Here is a 24,492-nt window from a genome sequence, read left to right as displayed (position 1 = left end):
TTGGAGTGATATAATTTTCATCAAGATGATCTATGGAATCGATCATGCTGGACGCACTCACCCTCGACCAGATGCGGACCTTCGTGACCGTCGCCGAAAGCGGGAGCTTCCGCGCCGGCGCTGCCAGGCTTTCACGGGTGCAATCGGCCGTCAGCCACGCCATCGCCAACATGGAGGCCGAACTGGGTGTCGCCCTGTTCGACCGATCCGGGCATCGGCCGTCCTTGACCGCGGAGGGGCGGGCGCTGCTCGCCAATGCCCGCGATATCCTGTTGCGGGTGGACGCGATGCGTGCCCGGGCCCGCGGGCTCGGCGAAGGTATCGAGCTCGAGCTTTCGCTGGTCGTCGATACGCTGTTTCCGATCGAGACAGTCGGCCTGGCGCTGAAGGAGATGCGCGGCGTCTATCCCGATGTGTCCATCCGGCTCGCTGTCCTGCCGCTCGGCGGGCCGCTCGATGGTCTTGTCGATCGCCGCTTCACGCTCGGTATCACCGTCGGCGAGGATTTCCGCGATGCGGCGATCGCCCGCCGGGCGCTGTCGACGGTCGAACTCGTTGCGGTCGTTGCCGCCCATCATCCCCTTGGCCTGCGGGCGGGGGGCGAGGTGCTCGACAATGCCGAGCTTGCCGACCATCTGCAGATCGTCCAGTCGGATCCGTCGCAGCGCACCGTCGGCCGCGACTTCGGCGTGCTCTCGCCGCAAACCTGCCGTGTCAGCAGCCAGGACACGAAACATGCGATGATCCGCTCCGGCCTCGGCTGGGGCCGGCTGCCATCCTGGCAGGTGAAGCGCGACCTTGCGGAAGGCCGGCTCGTGCGCATGCCGACGGCCGCCCTTGGGCGCAACAGCCAGGTGAGCGCGGAGGCCTATCTCATCCACCGGATCGACGAGCCGCTCGGACCGGCCGCACGCGTTTTCGGCGAGGCGCTCGCGCAGCTTTGTGCCGGCCCCTGAAGCCGGGTGCTGGCTACCGTCGCGCACGCGCGCGCCAGCGCTTCAGCGCCGGCCGTTCAGCGCGAAGGCGAGCGTGAAGACCACGAGCACGACGCCGACGCCGATCGGGCCGGCGACGGGGTTGATGAAGTTCATCAGCGCACCGGTTGCACCGGAACCAGCGGCACTGCCGGCGGCATAGGCGAGCGAGAAGGCGGCGCTGCCGGCAACCAGCATGCTGCCGCGATATTCCTCGCCGAGCATGGTGAGGGCGGCGGTGTAAAGCGCGAAGCTGGCAGCGCCGATAAAGGCGAAGGTCAGCAGCAGCGCGATATCGGACGAGAGGAACGGCACAAGCAGGTAGCCTGTCGCAGCGACGGCGGCCGCCGAGATCGCCACCCGGCGGCGCGGCAGCCGGTCGAGAAGCACGCCGATGAAAGGCTGGGCAAGCGCCGTCGGTATCGCCAGCGCCGTGACGCTGAGCGCGGCAAAGGCCTGGCTATGGCCGGTCTTGACGAAATAGACGGGCATCGCGGAGATCGCCGCGATATCGGCAAAGCCGAACATCAGCACCATGAGGATCAGCATCGGCGCCTTGGTGAAGAAGGCGAAAAGGTCGCGCGTCGAGGACGGCTCGGGCCGTGTGCGCGCGCCCATGGTGAGGAGCCCGGTGAGGAAGGCGACGAGCGCGATATAGATCGCAAGCAGCGCGAAGCCGAGACCGCCGCTCGTGCCGAGCAGGGGGATTGCCAGCGGACCGGCGGCAAAGCCGCCGCACATGCCGGCGCCGTAGAGGCCGGAAACGCGGCCGCGCAGCCGGTCGGGGCAGGCGGTGTTCAGCCAGGCTTCGCCAAGCATGAAGACCATGCTGACGAAGAAGCCGAGAGCGAAGCGCGCCACGAACCAGATGGCGAGTTCCGAGGTCGAGGCAAGCGTCGCGAGGCAGGTGGAGCAGCCGATGAGGCTGGCGATGATCAGCTTGTCGGCTGAAGCAAGCCGCGTCAGCCGGCCGAGAACGAGGGTCGCGACGCCGAGGCCGGCGGCAAAGCCCATGGCATTGAGACCGATCATGCCGGCCGAAACGCCGCGGCCTTCAAGCGAAAGCGATATCAGCGGATAGGTGAGCCCCTGTGCGACCGAGAAGGCGGTCACGCCGAGAACGACGGCGATGATCGCCGGCCAGTCAGGAGCGAAATCGCTCGCCTGTGCCTCGTGCAACGACATCGCCCCCTCCCTCTGATCGGTGTCCTGGAGGCGATGTCCATAACCTATCCGCCGCCGGCTGGAAATGGACCGGCGGCGAAATGCCGGGGCGGGATTAGGAAAAGTGCATGCGGTTTTCCGCCCGCATCCCGCTCCAATCCAAGAGAGCGGGATGAGGAAAAGTGTAAGCGGTTTTCCGCCCGCATCCCGCTCCAACCGAAGAGGGCGGGATGAGGAAAAGTGTAAGCGGTGTTCCGCCCGCATTCCGCTCGATCCAAGCGATGAGATCAGGCAGCCTTGTCCCAGACCGGCGCGAGGCCTTCCGGGTTGACGATGCGGCCGTCGGCTCGGGCAAGGGCGTGGATCTCGGCCATTTCGCCGTCGCCGAGCGCGAAGTCGAAGATCGCGAAGTTTTCCTTCAGCCGATCGACCGTCGCGGTCTTCGACAGCGTGATCACGTCCTTCTGCTGCACCAGCCAGCGCAGCGCCACCTGGGCGGCGGTCTTGCCGTGGCGGGCGCCGATCTCCTTCAAGAGCGGATCGTTCGGCACCTTGCCGTTCGCCATCGCGTAGTAGGCGGTGATCGACATGCCGTGCTTGCGGGCGGTCTGCAGCACCTTGGTCTGGTCGAGATAAGGGTGGTACTCGACCTGGTTGGTGGCGATAGGCGCGTCGCTGAGCTTCACCGCCTCTTCCATCTGCGCCGCGTTGAAGTTGCTGACGCCGATGTGGCGGACCTTGCCGGCCTTGTGCACCTCGTTGAGGGCGCCGATGCGCTCGGCCATCGGCACGTCGCTGCCGCCCGGCCAATGCAGGAGAAGCAGATCGACATGGTCGGTCTTCAGCTTTTTCAGGCTCTCGTCGACCGAGGCGAGGAAGTCGCGGTGCGCATATTTGTCGACCCAGACCTTGGTGGTGAGGAAGATATCGGCGCGTGCGACGCCGGACGCGTGGATGGCTTCGCCGACTTCGGCCTCGTTGCCGTAGATCTGCGCCGTGTCGACATGGTGGAAGCCGAGCTTCAGGGCTTCGGGCAGCACGCGCAGCACGTCGGCGCCGGGCATGCGGAAGGTGCCGAAACCGAGCGCCGGGATGTTGGCGCCGTTGGAATTGACGGAATGCATGGTGAGTAACTCCTTGTACATGGCATGTTAGGCGTCGCCCGGCCGGTGGCCGGGCGTGAAAGGAACGATGCTATAGGTGGTCTTCTGGTCCGACTGTTCAAGCCGGTTGGTAGGCCGCACCCTGACGACGATCGAGGGCGCCGCTCAAGAGCGTGAGCAGCAGGGCGGCGGCGACGAGCAGGGCGCCGATGAAGGGCGTCATGCCAAGGCCGAGCGGCGAGGCGACGATGACGCCACCGAGCCAGGCGCCGACGGCGATGCCGAGGTTGAAGGCTGCGATGTTGAGCGCGGAGGCGACATCGACGGCGCCGGGGCGATGCTGCTTGGCAAGCTGCACGACATAGAGCTGCAGGCCAGGCACATTGGCGAAGGACAGGAAGCCGAGGGCCGCGAGCGTGACCAGCGTCAGCACCGGCGACGGGGCCGTGAAGGTGAAGAGCACCAGGACGGCCGCCTGCGCGAGGAACAGGCCGACAAGCGCCTTGACCGGATCACGGTTGGCGATCCTGCCGCCGGCAATGTTGCCGATGGCGATCGCGACGCCATAGAGCACCAGGATCAGGCTGACGGCGCTTTCCGAAAAGCCGGTGATGTCCTGCAGGATCGGCGCCAGGAAGGTGAAGGCGACGAAGGTGCCGCCATAGCCGAGCGCGGTCATGGCAAAGACGATCAGCAGACGGCCGGAGCCGAGTACGCGCACCTGGTCGACGAGCTTGGCCGGCGGCGCCTTGGAAAGCGTGTTCGGCAGAAGGGTGGCGATCGCGGTGAGCGCGATGACGCCGAGACCGGTCACGGCCCAGAACGTGGCGCGCCAGCCGAATGTCTGGCCGATCCAGGTGCCGAGCGGCACGCCGGTGACGATCGCGACGGTCAGGCCCATGAACATCATGGCAATGGCCGAGGCCCGGCGGTCTTCCGGAACGAGGTCGGCGGCAATGGTCGAGCCGACCGAGAAGAACACGCCATGGGCAAAGGCGGAAATGACGCGGGCGACGAGCAGCGGTTCATAGCTCGGCGACAATGCTGCGGCGGCATTGCCGACGATGAACAACGCCATCAGGCCGATCAGCAGCGGCTTGCGCTCGATCCGGCCGGTGAGCGCCGTCAGTACCGGCGCGCCGAAGGTGACGCCGAGCGCATAGACGCTGACGATCAGGCCGGCGAGCGGCAGGGTGACATTGAGGTCGGTGGCGACCGTCGGAAGCAGGCCGACGATCACGAATTCCGTGGTTCCGATCGCGTAGGCCGCGATCGTCAGCGCAAGAATGGCAATAGGCACGACGAGACCTTTCCCACCCGGCTGGGAGCACCGGGCGTGTGGGTTGTTGTTGAAGTCGGGCGGAATATGAGCCTTGGCACTCATTATGATAATCAGCATAATGGTACAAAGGACTGTGAATTTGATTCAAAGGTGATGCATGGACAATCGGGCGGGGGAGATGGAGGTCTTCGTGGCCGTTTCGGAGATGCGCAGCTTTTCCGCTGCCGCGCGCCGCCTGAAGCTTTCGCCGTCGGCCGTCAGCAAGCTGGTGACCCGTATCGAAGACCGGTTGGGCACGCGCCTGCTCGTGCGCTCGACCCGGACACTGCAGCTGACGCCCGAAGGCGAGGTTTACTTCCAGAGGGCGCAGCGGATCCTCGGCGAAATCGCCGAGACGGAACATGTCGTTGCCGCCGGCGGACGCATGGCGCCGCGCGGGCTCTTGCGCGTCAATGCAGCCGTCGGCTTCGGCGAGCGCTACATCATGCCGCTCGCGCCGGAGTTCCTGGCGCGATACCCGGAGGTCCAGCTCGACCTGACGCTGACCGACAGCATGATCGATGTCGTCGGCGAGCGGACGGACGTGGCGATCCGCACCGGACCGCTGCGTGATTCATCGCTCAAGGCGCGCAAGCTGATGGAAACCCGGCCGGTGGTGATCGCCTCGCCCGCCTATCTGGAAAAGCATGGCGTCCCACAGACCCCCGACGATCTCGACGGCCACAATTGCATTCGCTTCAATTTCCGCCGCAGCGTCGACGAATGGGCGTTTCGCGGGCCGGGTCAGTCTCAGGTGGAGCACCGTACGGTCTTCGGCAACATGCAGGTTTCGAGCGGCTCGATCGTCCGCCAGCTTTGCCTTGCCGGCGTCGGCATCGGCCGTATCGGACGGTTCCATGTCGAGCCGGATTTCGAGGCCGGCACGCTCGTGCCGTTGCTCGAAGACCATCGATCGGGCGAAATCGAGACCGTTTATGCCGTCTATGCCGGCCACGAGCATCTGGCCGCCCGCATCCGCGCCTTCATCGATTTCCTGGCCGGGCGCATGTAGCGCCGCCGGCGCTACGCCTTCACGGCGACGATGAAGAATCGTGGGAAACGCAGAAGAACCTTGCCGTCGTTCATGGCCGGATAGGCAGCCCGGATCCGATCCGTATAGGAAGCAACAAAGGCGTCGCGCCTGTCCTCCGGCAGGGTATCGAGATAGGGGCGCAGCCCCGTGCCTTTCACCCATTCGACGATTGCTTCTGCGTTGGCGAGGCGGTGGTGGTAGATCGTGTGCCACACCTCGATATTGGCCGCCCGCGGCGCCAGGCATTCGACATAGGTTGCCGGGCCGGGCATGGGATTGCGGCGGATCGTCTTCTCCGCGAAGGCGTCCGCGAATGCCGGGCTGCGCGCGGTTTCCTCCATCAGCAGATGGCTCGGCTCGCCAAGATTGTCGGGCATCTGCGCCGCGAGCGTACCGCCCGACACGAGTGCGGACATCAGTCTTTCGAAGATGGTGAGGTGGTTCGGAAGCCATTGGAAGACGGCGTTGCCGTAAAACAGCGACGCACCGGCCGGGGGGACCCAGCTTGCAAGATCCGCCTTCTCGAAGGTGATGCCCGGCAGTCGCTTTGCCGCCGCAACGAGCATGTTCTCGTCGCTGTCGAGGCCGGAAAGCGTGGCCCAGGGGAACCGGTCGCGGATGAGCTCGGTGGAGTTGCCCGGGCCGCAGCCGAGGTCGAAGGCGACGCCGTCGGGCAGGTCGGGCACTTGGGCGAGGAGGTCTCGGGCTGGTCGGGTGCGTTCGTCTTCGAACTTCAGATACTGCGCGGGCGACCAGGCCATGGAGAACTCCTTCAGATACCGAATTGCAGGCTTTCGAGAGAGGGCAGGATCAGCGCCGGCCCGTGATCGCGATATTCGTCGGGCATGTCCGCCCGATTGATCCACACGGTGCGGAAGCCGAACCTGGTTGCGCCGGCGATGTCCCAGCGGTTCGACGACTGGAAGGACACCGCGTGCGGGTAGAGCCGATAGCTGGTGGTGACGAGATCGTAGACGGCAGGGGCCGTCTTGAACGCCTTCACGGCGTCGACCGAAAAGACGTCGTCGATGACGATATCGAGTGCTGCATTGCGCACCGCCGAGGCGAGCATCGCCGGCGAGCCGTTGGAGAGGATCGCGATCCTTGCGCCGCGCTCCTTGAGGCCTTTCAGAACCGCCGGCACTTCCGGGTAACAGTCGAGCGTCCAATAGGCGTCGAGCAATCTCTTGCGCAGTTTCGGATCGGCGGAGGGAAAGCGCGCGAAGGCGTAGTCGAGCGCCTGTTCGGTCAGTTGCCAGAAATCCTGGTAGCTGCCCATCAACGAGCGCACCCAGGAATATTCGAGCTGCTTGGCCCGCCAGAGTTCGGAGAAAGCCTGACCGTCCGGGCCGATCTCCTCAGCGTGGCGCCTGACGGCCGCATGCACGTCGAAGAGCGTGCCGTAGGCGTCAAACACATAGGCCGCGTGGGACATCGTTTCCTCCCGTATCTTGTCTTCGGCGCTGGCATGTCACGGCAGCATGGCCGCGTCAAAGCCCATCCGAAAACAAAGGCTTACAGCATCATGCCCGATCGAGCAGCCCACTGTCACCGTTCTTTACGCGGATCATGTCAAATATTTGTGCATCGCACAACGGCCGGTCGCGCGACCGAAGGTTTCTCGCTTCAGCTCTTGGCAGGTTTCCAGACTTTCGCCGGGAACCGCAGCGCCTGCTTGGCGAGCTTGCCCTTGAGCCCGAGCGTTGTGTCGCACAGATTGACCACATGCCGGTTCGGCTTGGCTTCCGGGCGAAGCGCATGCAGGGCCGCGGCCGCGTCTTCCGGCGGCATGGAGCGGGCGAGAATGCCGAGGGTAAGCGCCGTGGCCCGTCCGATACCGCGCAGGCAATGGACGAGCAGATGCGCGTCTTCCGGCAAGCGGTCGACGAAGGCGAAGGCCGCTTCGATCGCCTCCAGGCGGGCCGCATCCGGTTCGTCCGGATCGGTGGTGTCGCCGAAATAGAGCTCCAGGTGACGCTCCGGCGGCAGCTCGATCATCGACAGGAGCCGGCTGCCGGGCGCGCGGATGGAGATCAGGTGCGTCGGCGCCCAGAGCGCGCGATTGTGCCGCGCTTCGGTCTGCGAGCTGACGATGATCCGGATGGGCCAGCCGGCCGGATGCGCCGGATTGGCCTTGAGGAGGGGATGGTAGAGTTCATCCGCAGTAACGGCTGCCGCTAGCGCCATGGCAGGACCTCGCTCGTGATTCTTCAGCGCGGATTTTGCCCTGAAACCGGCTTGGGCTTAAGGGCAAAATCTTGGGGAGGGGCGAAAAGCTGTGGCTGGAAGGGGGTCAACCCGGGTTGATGTAGCGCTTCGACCAGCGCGACGGCACGAGAATGGTGGCCAGCGTGAGCGCTGTGCTGAGAGCGAAGGAAGCCCAGAGCGATGCCGGGCCGAAGTGGCGCTGCAACACCGCGCCGGCGACGGCGCCAGAGAACATGCCGAGCCAGGGCACGATCTGCATGAGCCATTGACGGTTGGTGTTGCCGAGTAGCCAGCGCCCGAGGCCGCGCCCGAAACGGGAAAGGGCGCCGGTCACATAGGTGAGCCCGATCGGCAGGCCCTCGATATGCTCGACCGCCGCGTTGACCAGGCCCATGGCAAGCACGATGCCGTAGAAATAGAAGGGCCGCGGCATCGAGGTTCCGAGGCCGGCGCAGAGCATCAGCACGAGACTGACCATCGAGAGGACGCCGACGACCCCGAGACGCGCCGCCGCTATCACGCCGAGTGCGTTGCCGATGATGAACGCTCCGAGCGCACCCACAAGCAGCAGGGCGCCGGTAAAATCGCCGTCGCCGAGCGCGATCGCCGCCCGCGTGGTGTTGCCGCTCATGAAGGAGACGAAGTCGCCGATGCTCAAGAGCCCGATCGCGTCGGTCATGCCGGCGAGAAACGAGATCGTGGCGGCAACGGCCAGCGCCGTGCCGGTGCGCTGCCGCTTGATCAGTCTTCGCCGTCTCGCAATGGTCATCTGCCTTGTCCCCGATTGGGGACAAGGCTAGCGCATGCGGACGGTGAGTCGGAATGGGTGCCCCTCATATTGCCTGCCGGATGGAGTGATCCGGGCTTGCCGTGGTCTTCAGAACCGCGTGATGACGCTGATGCCGAGGTCGGTCGCGCGGTCCATGGCGGTGAGGGCAGGGATCGCCTCTTCAAGCGAGATCTCCCGGCCGATCAGCTGCTGCGGCTTCAGCTTGCCGTCTGCGATCATTGTCAGCATGGCGTCGTAACGCCAGGCCTGCATGCCATGGCTGCCGTAGATCTCGAGCTCGTGGCCGATCACCTGCGCCATCGGGATCGCGGGCGTCGCCTGGTCGCCGAGCATCAGCCCGACCTGGACGTGGCGTCCGCGTCGGCGCAGGTTCTTGATCGAGTTGAAGCAGGTCACCGGATTACCGAGCGCGTCGATCGACACATGCGCGCCGCCGCCGGTAATCTCCTTCACCGCCGCTGCAACGTCCTCGACCTCGCGGCCGTTGATGACAGCGACCGCGCCGAGCTTGCGCGCGAAGGCGAGCTTGTCTTCGGCGATGTCGATGGCGATCGGCTGGGCGCCGAGGGCCGCCGCGATCATGATCGCCGACAGGCCGACACCGCCGCAGCCATGCACCGCCACCCACTCGCCGCCCTTGACCTTGGCCTGGTCGGCGACGGCGCGGAACGAGGTGGCGAAGCGGCAGCCAAGGCTTGCGGCTGTGGTGAAGTCCATGCTTTCAGGCAGATGCACGAGGTTCTGGTCGGCAAAGTCGAGCGCCACGTATTCGGCAAAAGAACCCCAATGGGTAAAGCCCGGCTGGAACTGCGCCTCGCAGACCTGCTGGTTGCCCGAGCGGCACTCACCGCAGCGGCCGCAGCCGGAAACGAAGGGCACGGTGACGCGGTCGCCGACCTTGTAGCGCATGACGCCGCGGCCGGTCGCGGTGACGACGCCCGCCAGTTCGTGGCCCGGCACATGCGGCAGGCGGATGTCGGCGTCGTGGCCCATCCAGCCATGCCAGTCGGAACGGCAGAGCCCTGTCGCCTCGACCTTGATGACCACGCCGTTTTCGGTCGGGGTCGGATCTGGAAGTGTGCGGATTTCCGGCGTCTTCTCGAAGGCGTCGTAATACATCGCTCTCATTTGGGTACTCCTTGCCCTGCCGGCGCGTCGCGGCCGTCGATATGCCGTGCCATCAAGATCTCGTCGACTTCTTTCTCGCCATCGAACATCCCGCCCGGCACACGGCCGATCTCGCGAAAGCCCTCGCGCGTGTAGAAGCGGATAGCCGCGGGGTTGTCTGCACGCACGACGAGTTCGAGCAGACGGATGCCGGAGGCGCGAGCTTGGTCGGTCAGATGGGTCAGAAGACGCCGCGCCACGCCGGAACCGCGCGCTTCGTCGCGCACATAAACCATGATGATCGTGGCCCGGTGCGCCAGCCGGCTCGCGCGTTCGCGCATCAGCCCCATGATCCCCAGAGGCCGGTCGTCTTCGAACGCGACAAAGACGGCATTGGCGGTCAACCGCGCACGCCATTCCTCGGTCGAAAGCCGCTCCCAGTCGGCGGCCGTCGACGCGAAGGCCTCGGGCGCGCGGTTGAGCGCCTCCAGCCTGATCTGGCGGAAGACGTCCACGTCGTCCTGGTCGAGATGCTTGATGCGCACGGTTGCTCCCTTCTTTGAAGCGAGAGACTAAGCGAGAGCTCGCCTGCCGACCAGAATGGCCGCCATGACATTTTTTGATAGACCCATTCACCACGATGCTGTTTTTTCGGGTTATGCCGAGGAATGAGAACAAAAAACCTGAAGGAGACGCCAATGGCCGTCGATACATCCCCCCGCTCAGTGACCTGGACCTATGTCGATGGTGAATGGCTCTCGGGCAATCCGCCGCTGATCGGCCCGACCTCGCACGCGATGTGGCTGGGTTCGACGGTGTTCGACGGCGCTCGTGTCTTCGATGGCGTCGCGCCCGATCTCGACCTGCATTGCCAGCGCGTCAACCGCTCGGCAACGGCGCTTGGCCTGAAGCCGACGATGGCTGCGGAAGAAATCGAGGCGCTGACCTGGGAAGGCGCCAAGAAGTTCGACGGCAAGACGGCGCTCTACGTCAAGCCGATGTACTGGGCCGAGCACGGCGCGGCCGGTGTTGTCGCCATCGATCCGGAATCGACCCGTTTCGCGCTCTGCCTGTTCGAAGCGCCGATGGGCAATGGCCATGGCGGCTCGTCGCTGACGCTTTCGCCGTTCCGCCGGCCGACGCTGGAATCGATGCCGACCGACGCCAAGGCCGGCTGCCTCTATCCGAACAATGCGCGCATCCTGACCGAAGCCCGCTCGCGCGGCTTCGACAACGCACTGGTGCGCGACATGCTCGGCAATATTGCCGAGACCGGCTCCTCCAACGTCTTCCTGGTCAAGGACGGCGTCGTCTTCACGCCGGCTGCCAACCGCACCTTCCTTGCCGGCATCACCCGCTTCCGCGTGATGACGCTCTTGCGCGCGGCCGGTTTCGAAGTCGTTGAAGCGACGCTGACGATGGCCGACTTCGAAGCGGCCGACGAGATCTTCACGTCAGGCAACTATTCCAAGGTCCTGCCGGTGACGCGCCTCGAAAGCCGCGACCTGCAGGCCGGTCCGGTCGCAGCCAAGGCCCGCGACCTTTACATGGACTGGGCGCACGCGGCGCGCGACATCTGAGCATAAACGTCGGCGTCTAGAGCAGGGCGCCGGCGGTCTCCGCCCAGCGATTGAAGAAGCGGACCATCTCGGGCGCATGTTCGGGATCATCCGCAAGCTCGGCAAGCTCCGTCAGCCGGTGCATTCCCGAGAGCACAAGGATGCGGCGGCGATCGAGTGAACGCCCGGTCAGCCGCTCGTAATGGGTGACGATCCGTTCGGTCAGGTCGCTTGAGATCAGGTTCGAATAGATGAACTCGCGGTGCAGCGGACCAATGCCGCTGTCGGCAAAGTCGTAAATACCGTTCAATTCTTGCCGGGCATGGTCGAAGGCCATGTTCCAGCCGTGGCCGTCGAAGAACCCGTAGGTCGAGCCGCAGGGGTCCGGCGCCATCGCCTCGAATGCGGCGATCGTCGTCTCCGCCAGCCGCCTGTGTTCGGCGGGCACAGCCGGCAGAGCCTTCGCCCTGATCTCCCGAGGTGTCAGCCAGGGCTCGAGCGCGCCGGCGCCGGCCGCCGCCATTGCTTGACCATCGAGCGCATGAATCTCTGCATAGAACTGCGCGAGCTTTCGCCCGAGCCGCTCGCGCGCCGCTTCCGGAAGGGCCCCGTAGGCATCGGGGGGAAGGTGCTCGCCCTTCAGCTTCCCGTGCACGGAGAACAGCGGCGGCCCGTCGTGCAGCGTCAGGTCCGGTACCGGCATCGCGACGGCCGGACGGATGAGCGCGAGCAGGGCCGCCTCCTTGACCAGCGCCGCGCGGGCAATGTCGTGGCGTGGAAACTTGAAGATCAGGCGATCATCGACATCCACCGCGACAGAATGCCAGCCGGCTGTTGCGAGCGTGAAGGCTGCGCCCACAAGGTCTGGATAGACGCGGGTGATCGCCTGGCGCAGGCTGTCGAGGGACGAATTGTCCAAGCCTATTGCGCCTTGGTTGGAACGGCGATGTTCACCGTATCGGGTGTCAGTTCGCCGCCGAGTTCGACCGTCTTCTTCTGCTTGTCGAAGACGCAGATCTGGGTCACGGCCGCCTCGGAGCCTTTCGGCGTGCCGATCACCAGCGCCAGGCCGAAACTTTCCGAGCCGAAGGGGTCGACGACGGTGCTGGCCTTTTCGAGCGATGAGGCGGCCGCCAGGCACTTTTGCGAAACCTCTGCGCGAAAGCTCTCCCATGCGTCGCCGGAGGAGGCTGCGGCATTGGATGCGAAGAGCGCTGCGGCTGCGGAAAGGGAAAGGGCGGTCATCAGGCGCTGCGGCATAGGCTGTCCTTTATGCATGGTTGTGGTCGGCGGCAGGCTGCAAGCAAACCGTGGCATGAATGTGCTCGAAAGCGTCATGCTTTCAAAATGATGTTGAAAGTATATTCCGTGGGTTGAGGAAAAATTGGCATTGCATCGGTTGCCTCCATGGGGGCCGGTGCCTATGTTCCCGCTCACGGATTTCCCGACGAAATTCCATGCCAAGAGGAGATGCCCACATGGCCTTCGAATTGCCGAACCTTCCCTACGACTACGATGCGCTGGCCCCCTACATGTCGCGCGAGACGCTCGAGTACCACCACGACAAGCACCACCTTGCCTACGTGACCAACGGCAACAAGCTTGCAGAAGAAGCTGGCCTCTCCGACCTGTCCCTGGAGGAAGTCGTCAAGAAGTCCTACGGCACCAACCAGCCGCTGTTCAACAATGCCGGCCAGCACTACAACCACATCCACTTCTGGAAGTGGATGAAGAAGGGCGGCGGGGGCACCAGCCTGCCGGCCAAGCTCGAAGCAGCCATCAAGTCCGATCTCGGCGGCTACGACAAGTTCCGGGCCGATTTCATCGCCGCCGGCACCGGCCAGTTCGGCTCGGGCTGGGCCTGGCTCTCGGTCAAGAACGGCAAGCTCGAAATCTCCAAGACCCCGAACGGCGAAAACCCGCTCGTGCACGGCGCCTCGCCGATCCTCGGCGTCGATGTCTGGGAACACTCCTATTACATCGACTACCGCAACGCGCGTCCGAAGTACCTCGAAGCCTTCGTCGACAGCCTGATCAACTGGGACTACGTGCTTGAAATGTACGAAGCGGCTTCCAAGTAAGCGGCTCGTGTTCGATGCATGACCTCTGGACCCGGCGCTTGCGCCGGGTCTTTTCGTTCGGGGCGCACGCTGTGAGGCGCGGCCTCAGGCTGCCGTGGGTGGCGTCTGCCAGCCGCTGACCCAGAGTTCCCTCAGACGGTTGCCGTCGCCTGGAAAATAGGCGTCGACCGCCTCGCAATGTTCGACACGATCGGCGCGGAAGTTGCGGATCGCCTGCCTGAGCTCGCACCAGGCAACGATGTTGGCGGTTTCCGAATAGTAGATCAGCGCCACCGGCCGGATCGTTCGTTCGGTCGCGCGGCCGAGTTCGTCTCGATAGTCGAGTTCGAGCTTCTGCTCGTCGCGGATCGCCCGGCGTACCAAAGCGAGATCGATGCCCGCGGGCGAGGGGGCGATCGTCCCCCACGCATGCAGCGCTTGTGAGCGGAAGGCGAGCCTGAGCGGCTCGGGCACGGCGGCGGTGATCTTCTGGTTGACACGACCGGCCGCCGCCTTCAGTTCCGCGTCGCCGGTGCGCGACAACAGCGCCAGCGCCACGGCGATCGCCTCCGTTTCCTCGATCGAAAACATCAGCGGCGGCAGGTCGAAACCGGGCCTGAGGATGTAGCCGATACCGCGGCCGCCCTCGATCGGCACGCGCATGGCCTGCAGCGCTGCGATATCGCGGTAGATCGAACGGACGGTGACTTCCAGCGCTTCGGCCATCTCAGCGCCGGTCACCGGCTTTCGCGCAAGCCTGAGGATCTGGATGATCTCGAAAAGCCGTGCCGCCTTGCGCATCGAAAACCGCTCCCGTCGTCAACGCTCCTGACACAACCTTGTCAGTTGCCCGGATTTATACCATCAGCCAACGAATTGAAAAAACAGCAATTCGTCTCGAGAAATGAAAACCCAGACGACGGACAACTGACATGACCTATACGGAAAATCTCTGGCTCTTCTTCACCCTTCTGTTCGGCATCATCATCGTGCCTGGCATGGACATGGTCTTCGTTCTGGCGAATGCGCTGACGGGAGGGCGGGCCTCCGGCCTGTCGGCGACGGCCGGCATCATGGCCGGCGGCGTCCTGCACACGCTCTATGCGGCGCTCGGCGTCAGCGTCGTCCTGCATCTGGTGCCCGGCCTCTTCAACGTGCTGCTCATAGCGGGGGCCGCTTACATCGCCTGGATCGGCTTTTCCCTGGTCAAGAGCTCGATCACCATCGGTGGCATCGATGGGGCGGGGGCGCTCTCGCGCTGGGCGAGTTTCCGCCAGGGCACATTGACGAGCCTGATGAACCCGAAAGCCTATCTCTTCATGCTGGCCGTCTACCCGCAATTCCTCAAACCCCAGTTCGGGCCGATCTGGTCGCAAGCCCTGGTCATGGCCGCGATGATCGCGGTGACGCAGCTTGCCGTCTACGGTGGCCTTGCGCTTGCTGCCGGCCGCGGTCGCGATTTTCTGGTCGGGAGCCCCGGGGCGACCGTGTGGATCGGCCGGGCCGCAGGCGCCGTGCTTGTTCTGGTCGCGGCCTTCACGGTGTGGCAGGGCTGGACAATGCAGTGACGTTGTCCCGGTTTGCGGGAAGTATAAACATGAACATTAAAGTCATGTTATAGGAGGCTGCTGTCAAAATCCCGGGGTAAGGGCGATAGACGGAAATTTCGCTGTGCTAACAAGCACATCAAAAAAATGTTACTTCCGTCGAATACTCAAGATGACATCATGCCGGCGCATTGGGCATGAAGGCCAGACAGGCAGAATCGCCGAATAGATTTCATTGACCGGGAGATCCTGATGAAAATACGCGCACTCCTATTGGCCGCCGCTCTTGCGGGCCTGGGTGTTACTGCCGTGACCGCAGCCGACGAGCCGCAGGTGGTTCGCCAGCAGGCGATGAAGAAGGTGGGTGCTGCGACCGGAGCGCTTGCCGGCATCGCCAAGGGCGAGAAGCCCTATGACGCCGAGGTCGTCAAGGCATCGCTGACGACGATCAGCGAAACCATGAAGACCTTCCCGGACCACTTCCCGACCGGTTCGGAAACGGGCCATGAGACCGAAGCAAGCCCGAAGATCTGGGAAAACCTGGATGACTTCAAGGCCAAGGCGGCCAAGCTCGGCACCGATGCTTCGGCGGTTCTGGCGCAACTCCCCGCCGATCAGGCAGGCGTTGGTGCGGCCCTCGGCGGCATCGGCAAGGACTGCGGCAGCTGTCATGAGAGCTACCGCCTGAAGAAGGATTGAGCGGCGGCGACGTCGCGTCACGTGAGACGGGAGGCACGCGACTTCGAGCCGCGTGCCTCCATTCGTATTTGCGGGCAGCCCACCTGTAGCAGGGCATGAGGGTGACAATGGGTCGTCGGACGAGGAAGCTGATTTCGGGTCTTGTGGTGCTGGGCGTCGTCGGCGGTGCAGCCTTCTGGTGGCTGACGAAACCGGCGCCCTGGAGTCCTTCCCACTGGGAAGGCCTGGGAGAGCCGGATCTCGCCAATGGCGAACAGGTCTTCTGGGCCGGCGGCTGCGCCAGCTGTCATGCCAAAAAGGGTGCAGAGGGCGAGGCGCGTCTCGTGTTGTCGGGCGGTGCACCGCTGAAGAGCCCCTTTGGAACCTTCCACGCACCGAACATCTCCTCCGACGAAACCGCCGGCATCGGGGCATGGACGCTCGCCGAGTTCGGCAACGCCATGACACGCGGTGTCGGGCGCAACGGCGAGCATCTCTACCCGTCCTTTCCCTACGGCTCCTATGCGCGCATGACGGTGAAGGACATCAACGACCTCTGGGGCTTCATGAAAACGCTGCCGAAGAGCACCGAGGTCGCGCCGCCGCACGAACTGCCGTTCCCCTACAACATGCGGGTCGCCCTGGGTGGCTGGAAGCTCCTGTTCCTGACAGACAAGCCACGCGCCGCAGTGGACGCCAGCGACCCGAAGCTCGCCCGTGGCCAGTATCTCGTCGAGGGGCCGGGCCATTGCGGCGAGTGCCATACGCCGAGAAACGCGCTCGGCGGCTTCGAGCCCGATCAATGGCTGGCCGGCGCGCCGAACCCGGAAGGCGAGGGGCGCATTCCCGATATCACGCCGGGTTCGAAGAGCATCGGCGGCTGGAGCGCATCGGACATTGCCTCCTATCTGGAGACCGGCTTCACGCCGGAGTTCGATTCCGTCGGCGGCTCGATGGTGGAAGTGCAGAAGAACATGGCGAAACTCGCACCCGCCGACCGCGAGGCGATCGCCGCCTATCTCAAGGCGGTGCCGGCGCTCTGACGCTTGATCTTCTCGGCAAGGCGCGCTCAACTCGGCATCACAACGAGGAGGAGACTGAATGCGTCCACACGAAACCGCGCCCTATGACCAGTGGATCGAGCGCAGCCCGGAGGAGATGGTGGCCCGCGCCGCGGACTTCTATGAAGAGGTCAACCGCCGCCGCACCACGCGCTACTTCAGCGATCGCCCGGTGCCGCGCGAAGTGATCGAGACCTGTCTGAAGGCGGCGGGTACGGCGCCGAGCGGCGCCAACCATCAGCCCTGGCATTTCACAGTCATCGAAAGCGCCCGCATCAAGGCCGAGGTGCGCCACGCGGCGGAAGAGGAGGAGCGCGTCTTTTATCGGGAGAAGGCGCCGCAGGAGTGGCTCGACGCGCTGGCGCCGCTCGGAACCGACGAGGACAAGCCTTTTCTTGAGACCGCTCCCTACCTGATCGTCGTCTTCTCGCAGAAGCGCGGCGGCCCCAATCCGGGCGATCTCAAGAAGAACTACTACATCAACGAAAGCGTCGGCATCGCCACCGGCATCCTGATCACGGCGCTGCACCACGCCGGGCTTGCGACCCTCACCCATACGCCGGCGCCAATGAACTTTCTCAACGAGATCTGCGGTCGGCCGGACAGCGAGAAGCCGTTCCTGATCCTGGTGGTCGGCTATCCCGCGCCGGATGCCACCGTGCCGATTGCCGGCAAGGTGAAGAAGCCGCTCGACCAGATTTCGAACTGGTTGTAGGGGGCGTTCCGGAAACCAAGGGGCTGCTTTCTGTCAGGAAGCCCCTTGTGGACAGTGGCTTATCCGATGCTGGCGCTTTCGTTCATCTGATGCTCCCGACCATAGAGCGCGAGAAAACCGTCGAGATCCGGTGAACCGAGGCCGAGGCCATGCAGGATCTCGCCGGTAAAGCTGATCGGCGCCGTGCCGGCGGCGGTGACGACATGGCTGCTGCGCACGGCCTGCGGCTGATCGCGATAGTGCGAAGCACCATGATAGCCGGGCAGCGCCGCAAGGCTTTCGGCGCTGTTGCCGGTATGGTCGACACGGTCGAGAAGGCCGCATGTCGCAAGGGCATGGACGCCGCCGCAAATGGCTGCGACCACACGCTTGTTGCGATCGAAGGCGCGGATCGTCGAGGACAGATCAGGCGCCTCGTTCGTGTCCCAGATTGCGCCGCCGCAGATCACCAGCCCGTCGAAGCCGGCCGGGTCGAGGGCATCGACGGAGAGATGCGCCGAGACGTCGAGGCCGCCCATCGAGGTGACACGCGCGCCGTCGACGGTGGCAACCTCGATATCGACGCCGAGATGGGTGCGCGCCGCCGCCATCAACAGCGCACATTCCCAATCGGCGAAGCCTTCGCACAGGACGATTGCAAGACGCATCGGCCGCTCCTCAGCCAAGCTTCTGCATATAGCGCATGCCGGTCACCGGGCGAGGGACGAAGCGCTCGGATTCGTAGAAATGGTGTGCCTGGAAGTTGCCCGTGGCGGCGCTGACCGAGAGGAAGTCGCAACCGGCCATCTTCGCCTGCTCGCGCGCCTTGGCGACCAGGTGGCGGCCAATGCCGGTGCCGCGGCTGTCCGGGCGAACGAAGAGGTGATGCAGCTCCATGCCGCGTGCGCCCTCGGCAGCCCTGTAGATCGGCACCAGGATCGCGTAGCCGATCAGCCGATTGCCGGCCTCGGCGACGAGCGCCGTGATCCAGGGCGTGCGGCCGAACAGATCGCGCTCGAGCTGTTCCGGCGTGATCGGGGCGGCGTCGCCGTGATGCGCCGAAAGCTCTGCGATCATGTCGCGCAGTTCCGGCAGGTCGCGCTGCTTGGCGCATCGGATGGTGACCATCGGCGGCCGCGTCGACGGGACGGGATGAAGGGAAGGGATGGCGGTCTGTAGCATGTCTCGGCTCCTCGGGTTTTCTCGCCATCAGGAGCCGGAAAAACAAAAGCCGCCTGATGGCGGCCTTGTTGAATATGATCAGCAGGCCGCTCCTATCGGAACAGCCAAAAATACACGCGGCAAATGGGTGCGTTGTTGATCATGGGCGCTAGATTGTTTGTTTTCGCGATTTTGTCAACGGGGATTTTTCGACCGTCGATCACAGCCCGCTTTCCGGCTTGAAGACTCAATGCTCGCTTTCGCACATGGAATGGTCGGCCAAGGCCCGGATCACATAGCAGTCGCCGACGGTGTGGTTGCCGTCGCAGGCGACGATCCGCTCAAGTTCCTGCTCCAGCTTCTTCAACCGGGCAATCTTCTCGCGCACGGTCGCCAGATGCTCGCTGGCAATGCGATCGGCCTCGCCGCAGGGGCGCTCCGGATGCTGGCTGAGAGCGAGCAGATCCTTGATCGAATCGATCGACAGGCCAAGGTCGCGCGCATGGCGAATGAAGGCCAGCCGCTCGAGTTCGCTTCTCTCGTAGCGGCGCTGGTTGCCTTCGGAGCGCTCGGGCGCGGCGATGAGCCCCATCTGCTCGTAGTAGCGGATCGTCGGGATTTTGACGCCGGTGCGCCGGGAGAGATCGCCGATGGAATACATGTTCGCCTCAAACCTATAGCTTCTGGAGCAATAGATAATTGCATGCGACCTGGTGTCAATGGTCGGCGTGAGGGAAGGGCCGTCTCGGCCCTTCCCGAATGCAGGAGATCACAGGTCGGCTGGATCTAGCGGCGCTCGCGCTCGTCTTTGAGGAACGAAAGCAGGACCTCGTCGAAGCGGTTGCTTTCTTCAAGCTGCGGTGTGTGCCCGCTCTCCTCGAAGGTTCGCACCGTCAGGTCCGCGAAGTCGTCTCGATACTCGTCCCAGGTGAAGGCCGGAGCGACGAGATAGTCCGACCGGCCGAGCGCCAGCAGCACCGGCGCCGTCAGCGCGTTCAACCCCTTGCGGACATCGATGTCGCGAAAAACCTCGCCCCAGAGATGATCGAAGACCGGATTGTTGACGGTGACGTCGGACCAGAGGTGCGATGCATCGAAGTCCGGCCGATGCCAGCTCTTCGCGCCAAGGCGGATCAGCAGCGATTTGAAGCGGTCCTCCGGTCGCGCGGCGATGTCGTCGCCGAGCTTCGCCATCTCCCGCGCAAAGATTGCCTTTCGGGCGGGCGACACCGTCTCTTCCCAGATCCGCTCGGCGAGCGCCATGTGGCGCGCAGAGTGGCTCGGCCCGGTGCCGACCATGATCAGGTGGCTGACCCGCTCCGGGTGCCGTTTGGCATATTCGAGCGCCATGTAGCCATGGCCGGAATGGCCGAGGATGGCAAAACGTTCGAGACCCAGATGCGCCCGCATCCGCTCGATATCATCGAGCACCGTCCCGAAGCCGTAGTCGCCGGCGGCATACTCGGTTCGGGCCGGGGCGAAGCCGCGGTGGTCGATGAAGATCAGCCGCAACGTCTCGCGAAGCGCTCTGGAGAAGGTGCTTGGATAGTAGATGGCGCTACCGACGACGATGAGAGGCATGCCGCTGCCCTCGATCGTGTAGCCAAGGTCGAAGGGGCCGGCGCGAAGGCTGCCGGTTTCGGAAACAAATCCGTCTTTGGTGGTCATGATGATGATCCCAGCGATGGCCGGTGAACGGTCATGTCGATGTCAGGCGTTCAGCCGGCCGGAAAAAAGCCATGCCGAGAGCCGCCGAAGGGCGGCCAGGGCTCGGTGAATTTTCTGGCGATGAACGTCGCTAACGGATCAGGCGCACGGATCTTGGTCCTTGTTGATCGGCTAGCAATATCACCCCTGACCGCGGCGCGACAAGGTGGGGCTGCTCTGGGCATGAGCACAAGGTCGCCATATTCGGCCCTTAGCCCCCGGCGGCCGCTTCTCGAGCGGCTATTCCGAATCAGTAATTTAGGTCGGCCTCGTCAAGGCGCCGATCGCATGGAGAATGGCGTGCCCCTGCTCATCAATCGTCGAAATCTGCTCGTAAAATCCGCATTGCTCTATCCGGCACTCATGCTCGCACCGAAAGCCGCGGCTGCCGGCGCAGGGAGTGACGACATCGACAGGCGACTGGCGGAACTCGAAGGCCGCACAGGCGGGCGCCTGGGTGTTTCCGTGCTCGATACGCAGACCAACATCTCCTTCGGCAGACGCGAGAATGAGCGTTTTGCCATGTGCTCCAGTTTCAAGGCGCTGGCCGCCGGTTTCATCCTCGCGCGCGTCGATCAGGGGACGGAGACGCTCGACCGGCGCATTCCGTTCCAGGAGAAGGATTTGGTCACTTACTCACCGGTCACTGAAAAGCATGTCGGCGGCGCAGGCATGACGATTGCAGAACTCTGCGCTGCGACGATAACGACGAGCGATAACACTGCAGCCAATCTCCTTCTTGACAGCTTCGGCGGCCCGTCGGCCCTGACGGCCTGGCTGCGCTCGATCGGGGACGAGAACACGCGGCTGGACCGGATCGAGCCCGCGCTGAACGAGGCGAAAAAGGGCGATCCGCGTGACACGACGACGCCGGCCGCGATGCTCGACACCCTCGGCAAGCTGACGGTGGGTTCGGCTTTGACCGAGAGTTCCCGCAAGCAACTGAACGCATGGATGGTCGCCAATACGACCGGCGACCTGCGCATTCGCGCCGGCCTGCCGGCAGCGTGGAGGGTCGGAGACAAGACCGGTACGAACGCAACGGGCGAGGCGTCTGACATTGCCATCGTCTGGCCTGAGGGACGGTCGCCGTTGCTGATCACCGTCTACATCGCCGAGGCGACCGCAGAGGTCAAAGACCTGAACCCGATATTTGCCGAGGTCGGCCGTATGGCCGCGGAAATGGTCTAGCGGCCGGCTGGTTGCCGGCGATCTCACCCTCGGCCGGTGGATCAACAAAGCGAATGGAGCGCGTCTGCCTCAGGCAGAGGCGCCTTGCAGAGGCGGTGTCAGGCGACACCGCCGCCGCTGGCGAGGTCGGCGGTCGCGGCGTCCCGCTGCTCCTCGACGCCCATCGCGCGTTCGACAGCCTTGCGGATCTCTTCCTCGACGGCCTGCCGCTGCTCAGGATCCATTTCCTTGAGGTCGCCTTCCGTAAGGCCCATCGCCTTGAGGACCTGTTCGCGGATTTTTTCAGCGAGGCTCTTCTTCGCTTCTTGCAGAAACTCGTCGCTGACCGAGCCGTCCGAGGCCGCGGGGCCCTGCTTTTCGGAAATGGAAGCGGTGCTCTCGCCGTCGCGCGCCGCGGTCATCCAGAGAGCGCTGGAAAGCGCGTTCGAGGTCGAAGGCGGCGCGATCGTCGGGGTCTGACGCGGGCGCGCGTCACCGCCGCTTTCTTCGATCGGTGTGATGGTGCCGGCCTGCTGGCGGCGCTGGGAGAAATAGTAGCTCGCAATGCTGTTGTCGATCTTCATGGGAATCCCCCGGAATCTGTCGTCCGGGGGAAGCTGCTGCCGCGGGCTTGCGCGGGGCTTGCCTTTGCAACCCCCTAGCGAGAATTAGGGATGCTTCGCGCGCCTCAGGGCAGGGTGTAGGCGATGATGTAGTCGCCCGGCCTGGTTCCGATCGAGCCATGGCCACCGGCAACGATCAGCACATACTGCTTGTCGCCGACCGCATAGCTCATCGGCGTCGATTGCCCGCCGGCCGGAAGACGCGCCTCCCAGAGCTGGCGGCCGGTCGTCAGGTCATAGGCCCGCAGATAGTCGTCGACCGCCGCACCGAGGAAGGCGACACCGCCCTTGGTGATCATCGGCCCGCCGATGCCGGGCACGCCCACCTTGAACGGCAGCGGCAGCGGCGTCATGTCCTCGACCGTGCCGTTCTTGTGCTTGTAGGCGATCTTGCCGGTCCTCAGATCGACGCCGGCGACGTAACCCCAGGGCGGCGCCTGGCAGGGAATGCCGAGCGGGCCGAGGAAAGGACCCAAGAACACGCCGTAGGGTGCGCCGTCGTTGCGGTTGAGGCCTTGCTCGGAACCCTTCTCGTCCTGCTCCTTCGGCGGGATCTGATCGCGGGGCACGAGCCGCGAGGTAAACGCGAGATAGGTCGGCATGCCGAACATCACCTGGCGCTCGGGATCGACCGCGACCGATCCCCAGTTGAAGGTGCCGAAATTGCCGGGATAGACGAGCGTGCCTTCGATCGACGGCGGCGTGTAGCGACCTTCGTACTTCAGCGACCGGAAGGCGATGCGGCAGGCAAGCTGGTCGAACAGCGTGATGCCCCACATGTCCTTTTCCTGCAGCGGCGCGGGCACGAAGGTGAGGCCGGAGACCGGTTGCGTCGGGGCGGTGAAATCCTCGGGGATCGCGCCACCCGGTGCCTGGACTTCCTCGACCGGGATGATCGGCTCGCCGCTCCTGCGGTCGAGCACGTAGATGTCGCCCTGTTTGGTCGGTCCGACCAGAGCCGGGACGACCGTGCCGTCCTCCTCGGTGATGTCGAGCAGCGCCGGTTGCGCCGGCACGTCCATGTCCCAGAGGTCGTGATGCACCGTCTGGCGCACCCAGCGCACCGCGCCGGAGTTGATGTCGAGCGCGACGATCGAGGAGGAATACTTCTCGACATGCTCGCTGCGACCCATGCCGAGCTGGTCCGGCACCTGGTTGCCCATGGGGATGTAGACGAGGCCGAGGCTCTCGTCATAGCTCATCACCGACCAGCTGTTCGGGGAGTTGGTCGTGTAAGTCTGGCCTTCGGCAAGTGGCGTCGTCACATCCGGATTGCCGCTGTCCCAGTTCCAGATCAGCGCGCCGGTGTTGATGTCGAAGGCGCGGATGACGCCCGATTGTTCCTGGGTGGAATAGTTGTCGTTGACGGCGCCACCGATGATGAGCTTGCCGGCAACCGCAACCGGCGGAGAGGTCGAATAATAGTAACCGGCCGGATTGTACTTCATGCCCGTTTCGAGATGCAGCACGCCGTTGTCGGCAAAGCCGGAGCAGAGGGCGCCGGTTGCCGCATCGAGTGCTATCAGGCGTGCATCCGAGGTCGGAAGGTACACCCGTTCGGCGCAGGGGCTGCCGGGTGCCGCGGCCGGGTCGGCCCAATAGGTGACGCCGCGGCAGGTCTGGTGCTGGCGGTCCGGGTTCATGCCCGAGTTGGAATCGTATTTCCATTTCTCTTCGCCGGTCGCCGCATCGAGCGCGATCGCCCAGTTGTGCGGCGTGCAGGCGTAAAGCGTGTCCTTGATCTTGAGCGGCGTCACCTGATAGGTCGTCTCGCCCACGTCGTCGGGGCGCTTGACGTCCCCGGTCTGATATTGCCAGGCAATCCTCAACCCCGCGACATTTTCAGGCGTGATCTGTTCGAGCGGCGAATAGCGCTGGCCGAAGGCGGTGCGCCCGTACTGGTGCCATTCGCCTGGCGGCACCGAGCCGCCGAGCGGAGGATTGGCGGCGATCACATCGCTCGGCAGATCGCCACGGATATCGTGCGGATCCTGCATGATCGCATAACCGGCAACACCGATCGCGACGAGCACGGAAATGGCGAGCGGCCAGCCACTCACGGCATAGCGCTCGCCGGTCGGGCTCTCGAAGCCGAGCGGGCGGCGCACGGGCGGCAGCAGCAGCCAGAGCCCCAGAAGCACGGTGACGCCGCCGCGCGGGCCAAGCTGCCACCAGTCGAAACCGACCTCGGAGATCGCCCAACCGAGCGAGCCCAGGATCATGACCGAGTAAAGCCAGATCGCCGCCGATTTCCGCATGAACAGAAGCACTGCCGTCAGCAGGAAGCCGATGCCGATCACGAGGTAATAGGGGCTGCCGCCAAGGACCAGCAGCTTCGCGCCGCCGCCGCCAAGCACAAGGCCGACGAGAGCAAAGACGATGACCGTCAGAATGAGCATGATGGGAACTCCCGCATTGAAGAACGGTGCCGTGGCACGGTTTTTTCCATTGCGGCGGTCCTTCGCCGGGGCCGCGTGAGACAGGTGGGCTTCGATGCGGCGGTCGCGAGCCATGTCGCGGCAGCCCGGTCGG

The 24,492-nt window shown here is 64.5% G+C and carries 27 protein-coding genes; 9 read left to right on the top strand and 18 right to left on the bottom strand.

What is annotated here, in order from left to right; all coding sequences use genetic code 11:
• Positions 1 to 44: 44 nt before the first annotated feature.
• Positions 45 to 956: a LysR family transcriptional regulator gene (locus tag C1A35_RS29125; protein WP_104667778.1), complete on the top strand. Its 912-nt coding sequence runs from the start codon at positions 45 to 47 to the stop codon at positions 954 to 956.
• Between the two features lie 42 nt (positions 957 to 998).
• Here C1A35_RS29125 and C1A35_RS29120 read toward each other — a convergent pair whose 3' ends face one another.
• The 3 genes from C1A35_RS29120 to C1A35_RS29110 form a co-directional block, all read right to left on the bottom strand.
• Positions 999 to 2,159: an MFS transporter gene (locus C1A35_RS29120; RefSeq protein ID WP_104667722.1), complete on the bottom strand. Its 1,161-nt coding sequence runs from the start codon at positions 2,157 to 2,159 to the stop codon at positions 999 to 1,001.
• A 266-nt stretch (positions 2,160 to 2,425) separates the two neighbouring features.
• A complete protein-coding gene (locus C1A35_RS29115; RefSeq protein ID WP_104667777.1) occupies positions 2,426 to 3,262 on the bottom strand; it encodes an aldo/keto reductase in 837 nt (278 codons plus the stop codon).
• A 97-nt stretch (positions 3,263 to 3,359) separates the two neighbouring features.
• The gene (locus C1A35_RS29110) at positions 3,360 to 4,541 is read right to left on the bottom strand and encodes an MFS transporter (protein WP_104667721.1); all 1,182 of its coding nucleotides are present in this window, start codon (positions 4,539 to 4,541) and stop codon (positions 3,360 to 3,362) included.
• Positions 4,542 to 4,680: 139 nt separating this feature from the next.
• On the opposite strand from C1A35_RS29110, the gene C1A35_RS29105 reads away from it, so the two are divergent.
• Entirely contained in the window at positions 4,681 to 5,574 is an 894-nt protein-coding gene (locus C1A35_RS29105) for a LysR family transcriptional regulator (RefSeq protein ID WP_104667720.1), read from the top strand.
• A gap of 11 nt (positions 5,575 to 5,585) precedes the next feature.
• Here the strand turns inward: C1A35_RS29105 and tam are convergent, their stop codons facing one another.
• From tam to C1A35_RS29075, 6 genes are all read right to left on the bottom strand, one after another.
• Positions 5,586 to 6,356, bottom strand: coding sequence for a trans-aconitate 2-methyltransferase (gene tam / locus C1A35_RS29100; RefSeq protein WP_104667719.1), 771 nt, complete (start codon positions 6,354 to 6,356; stop codon positions 5,586 to 5,588).
• Between the two features lie 11 nt (positions 6,357 to 6,367).
• Positions 6,368 to 7,030 carry a haloacid dehalogenase type II gene (locus C1A35_RS29095; protein WP_104667718.1) on the bottom strand — a complete coding sequence of 221 codons (663 nt, stop codon included), beginning with the start codon at positions 7,028 to 7,030 and terminating at the stop codon, positions 6,368 to 6,370.
• A gap of 191 nt (positions 7,031 to 7,221) precedes the next feature.
• Entirely contained in the window at positions 7,222 to 7,782 is a 561-nt protein-coding gene (locus tag C1A35_RS29090) for a phosphatase (RefSeq protein ID WP_104667717.1), read from the bottom strand.
• 106 nt (positions 7,783 to 7,888) lie between these two features.
• Positions 7,889 to 8,572 (bottom strand): YoaK family protein, encoded by a 684-nt coding sequence (locus C1A35_RS29085; RefSeq protein WP_104667716.1) that lies wholly within the window; start codon positions 8,570 to 8,572, stop codon positions 7,889 to 7,891.
• A 108-nt stretch (positions 8,573 to 8,680) separates the two neighbouring features.
• A complete protein-coding gene (locus C1A35_RS29080) occupies positions 8,681 to 9,721 on the bottom strand; it encodes a zinc-dependent alcohol dehydrogenase family protein (protein WP_104667715.1) in 1,041 nt (346 codons plus the stop codon).
• Positions 9,718 to 10,245 (bottom strand): GNAT family N-acetyltransferase, encoded by a 528-nt coding sequence (locus C1A35_RS29075; RefSeq protein WP_104667714.1) that lies wholly within the window; start codon positions 10,243 to 10,245, stop codon positions 9,718 to 9,720. Before C1A35_RS29075 ends, C1A35_RS29080 begins: the two co-directional genes overlap by 4 nt.
• A gap of 153 nt (positions 10,246 to 10,398) precedes the next feature.
• Between C1A35_RS29075 and C1A35_RS29070 the strand changes: the two genes are divergently transcribed.
• Positions 10,399 to 11,280, top strand: coding sequence for a branched-chain amino acid aminotransferase (locus C1A35_RS29070; protein WP_104667713.1), 882 nt, complete (start codon positions 10,399 to 10,401; stop codon positions 11,278 to 11,280).
• Positions 11,281 to 11,296: 16 nt separating this feature from the next.
• On the opposite strand, the gene C1A35_RS29065 is transcribed toward C1A35_RS29070, so the two are convergent.
• Positions 11,297 to 12,178, bottom strand: coding sequence for a phosphotransferase family protein (locus C1A35_RS29065; RefSeq protein ID WP_104667712.1), 882 nt, complete (start codon positions 12,176 to 12,178; stop codon positions 11,297 to 11,299).
• Between the two features lie 2 nt (positions 12,179 to 12,180).
• Complete coding sequence (locus C1A35_RS29060) at positions 12,181 to 12,519, bottom strand: hypothetical protein (protein WP_104667711.1); 339 nt, start codon at positions 12,517 to 12,519, stop codon at positions 12,181 to 12,183.
• 218 nt (positions 12,520 to 12,737) lie between these two features.
• On the opposite strand from C1A35_RS29060, the gene C1A35_RS29055 reads away from it, so the two are divergent.
• A complete protein-coding gene (locus C1A35_RS29055; RefSeq protein WP_104667710.1) occupies positions 12,738 to 13,340 on the top strand; it encodes a superoxide dismutase in 603 nt (200 codons plus the stop codon).
• Between the two features lie 84 nt (positions 13,341 to 13,424).
• Here the strand turns inward: C1A35_RS29055 and C1A35_RS29050 are convergent, their stop codons facing one another.
• Positions 13,425 to 14,120: a helix-turn-helix transcriptional regulator gene (locus C1A35_RS29050; RefSeq protein WP_104667709.1), complete on the bottom strand. Its 696-nt coding sequence runs from the start codon at positions 14,118 to 14,120 to the stop codon at positions 13,425 to 13,427.
• 131 nt (positions 14,121 to 14,251) lie between these two features.
• On the opposite strand from C1A35_RS29050, the gene C1A35_RS29045 reads away from it, so the two are divergent.
• From C1A35_RS29045 to C1A35_RS29030, 4 genes are all read left to right on the top strand, one after another.
• Positions 14,252 to 14,887 (top strand): LysE family translocator, encoded by a 636-nt coding sequence (locus tag C1A35_RS29045; RefSeq protein ID WP_104667708.1) that lies wholly within the window; start codon positions 14,252 to 14,254, stop codon positions 14,885 to 14,887.
• A 231-nt stretch (positions 14,888 to 15,118) separates the two neighbouring features.
• Positions 15,119 to 15,565 (top strand): c-type cytochrome, encoded by a 447-nt coding sequence (locus tag C1A35_RS29040; protein WP_104667707.1) that lies wholly within the window; start codon positions 15,119 to 15,121, stop codon positions 15,563 to 15,565.
• Between the two features lie 107 nt (positions 15,566 to 15,672).
• Positions 15,673 to 16,587 carry a c-type cytochrome gene (locus tag C1A35_RS29035; protein WP_104667706.1) on the top strand — a complete coding sequence of 305 codons (915 nt, stop codon included), beginning with the start codon at positions 15,673 to 15,675 and terminating at the stop codon, positions 16,585 to 16,587.
• Between the two features lie 58 nt (positions 16,588 to 16,645).
• Complete coding sequence (locus tag C1A35_RS29030) at positions 16,646 to 17,320, top strand: nitroreductase family protein (RefSeq protein WP_104667705.1); 675 nt, start codon at positions 16,646 to 16,648, stop codon at positions 17,318 to 17,320.
• Positions 17,321 to 17,379: 59 nt separating this feature from the next.
• Here C1A35_RS29030 and C1A35_RS29025 read toward each other — a convergent pair whose 3' ends face one another.
• The 4 genes from C1A35_RS29025 to C1A35_RS29010 all read right to left on the bottom strand — a co-directional run bounded on the left by C1A35_RS29025 (position 17,380) and on the right by C1A35_RS29010 (position 20,128).
• Positions 17,380 to 17,967: a DJ-1/PfpI family protein gene (locus C1A35_RS29025; protein ID WP_104667704.1), complete on the bottom strand. Its 588-nt coding sequence runs from the start codon at positions 17,965 to 17,967 to the stop codon at positions 17,380 to 17,382.
• A 10-nt stretch (positions 17,968 to 17,977) separates the two neighbouring features.
• Positions 17,978 to 18,481, bottom strand: a complete 504-nt coding sequence (locus C1A35_RS29020) for a GNAT family N-acetyltransferase (protein WP_104667703.1) — start codon at positions 18,479 to 18,481, stop codon at positions 17,978 to 17,980.
• Positions 18,482 to 18,707: 226 nt separating this feature from the next.
• Positions 18,708 to 19,121, bottom strand: coding sequence for a MerR family transcriptional regulator (locus C1A35_RS29015; protein ID WP_104667702.1), 414 nt, complete (start codon positions 19,119 to 19,121; stop codon positions 18,708 to 18,710).
• A 125-nt stretch (positions 19,122 to 19,246) separates the two neighbouring features.
• Positions 19,247 to 20,128 carry an alpha/beta fold hydrolase gene (locus C1A35_RS29010; RefSeq protein ID WP_104667701.1) on the bottom strand — a complete coding sequence of 294 codons (882 nt, stop codon included), beginning with the start codon at positions 20,126 to 20,128 and terminating at the stop codon, positions 19,247 to 19,249.
• A gap of 339 nt (positions 20,129 to 20,467) precedes the next feature.
• Between C1A35_RS29010 and bla the strand changes: the two genes are divergently transcribed.
• On the top strand, positions 20,468 to 21,358 hold the full coding sequence (bla, locus tag C1A35_RS29005) for a class A beta-lactamase (RefSeq protein WP_104667700.1): 891 nt from the start codon (positions 20,468 to 20,470) through the stop codon (positions 21,356 to 21,358).
• Between the two features lie 98 nt (positions 21,359 to 21,456).
• On the opposite strand, the gene C1A35_RS29000 is transcribed toward bla, so the two are convergent.
• Both C1A35_RS29000 and C1A35_RS28995 read right to left on the bottom strand, forming a co-directional pair.
• The gene (locus C1A35_RS29000; RefSeq protein WP_104667699.1) at positions 21,457 to 21,921 is read right to left on the bottom strand and encodes a hypothetical protein; all 465 of its coding nucleotides are present in this window, start codon (positions 21,919 to 21,921) and stop codon (positions 21,457 to 21,459) included.
• 104 nt (positions 21,922 to 22,025) lie between these two features.
• Positions 22,026 to 24,359, bottom strand: coding sequence for a glucose/quinate/shikimate family membrane-bound PQQ-dependent dehydrogenase (locus tag C1A35_RS28995; protein WP_440271574.1), 2,334 nt, complete (start codon positions 24,357 to 24,359; stop codon positions 22,026 to 22,028).
• Positions 24,360 to 24,492: the final 133 nt, after the last annotated feature.

It is taken from the genome of Ensifer adhaerens, from assembly GCF_002940685.1.
Taxonomy (GTDB): domain Bacteria; phylum Pseudomonadota; class Alphaproteobacteria; order Rhizobiales; family Rhizobiaceae; genus Ensifer; species Ensifer adhaerens_E.
The sequence above is the reverse complement of the archived record's forward strand: the minus strand, read 5'-3'. Positions and strand labels throughout refer to the sequence as shown.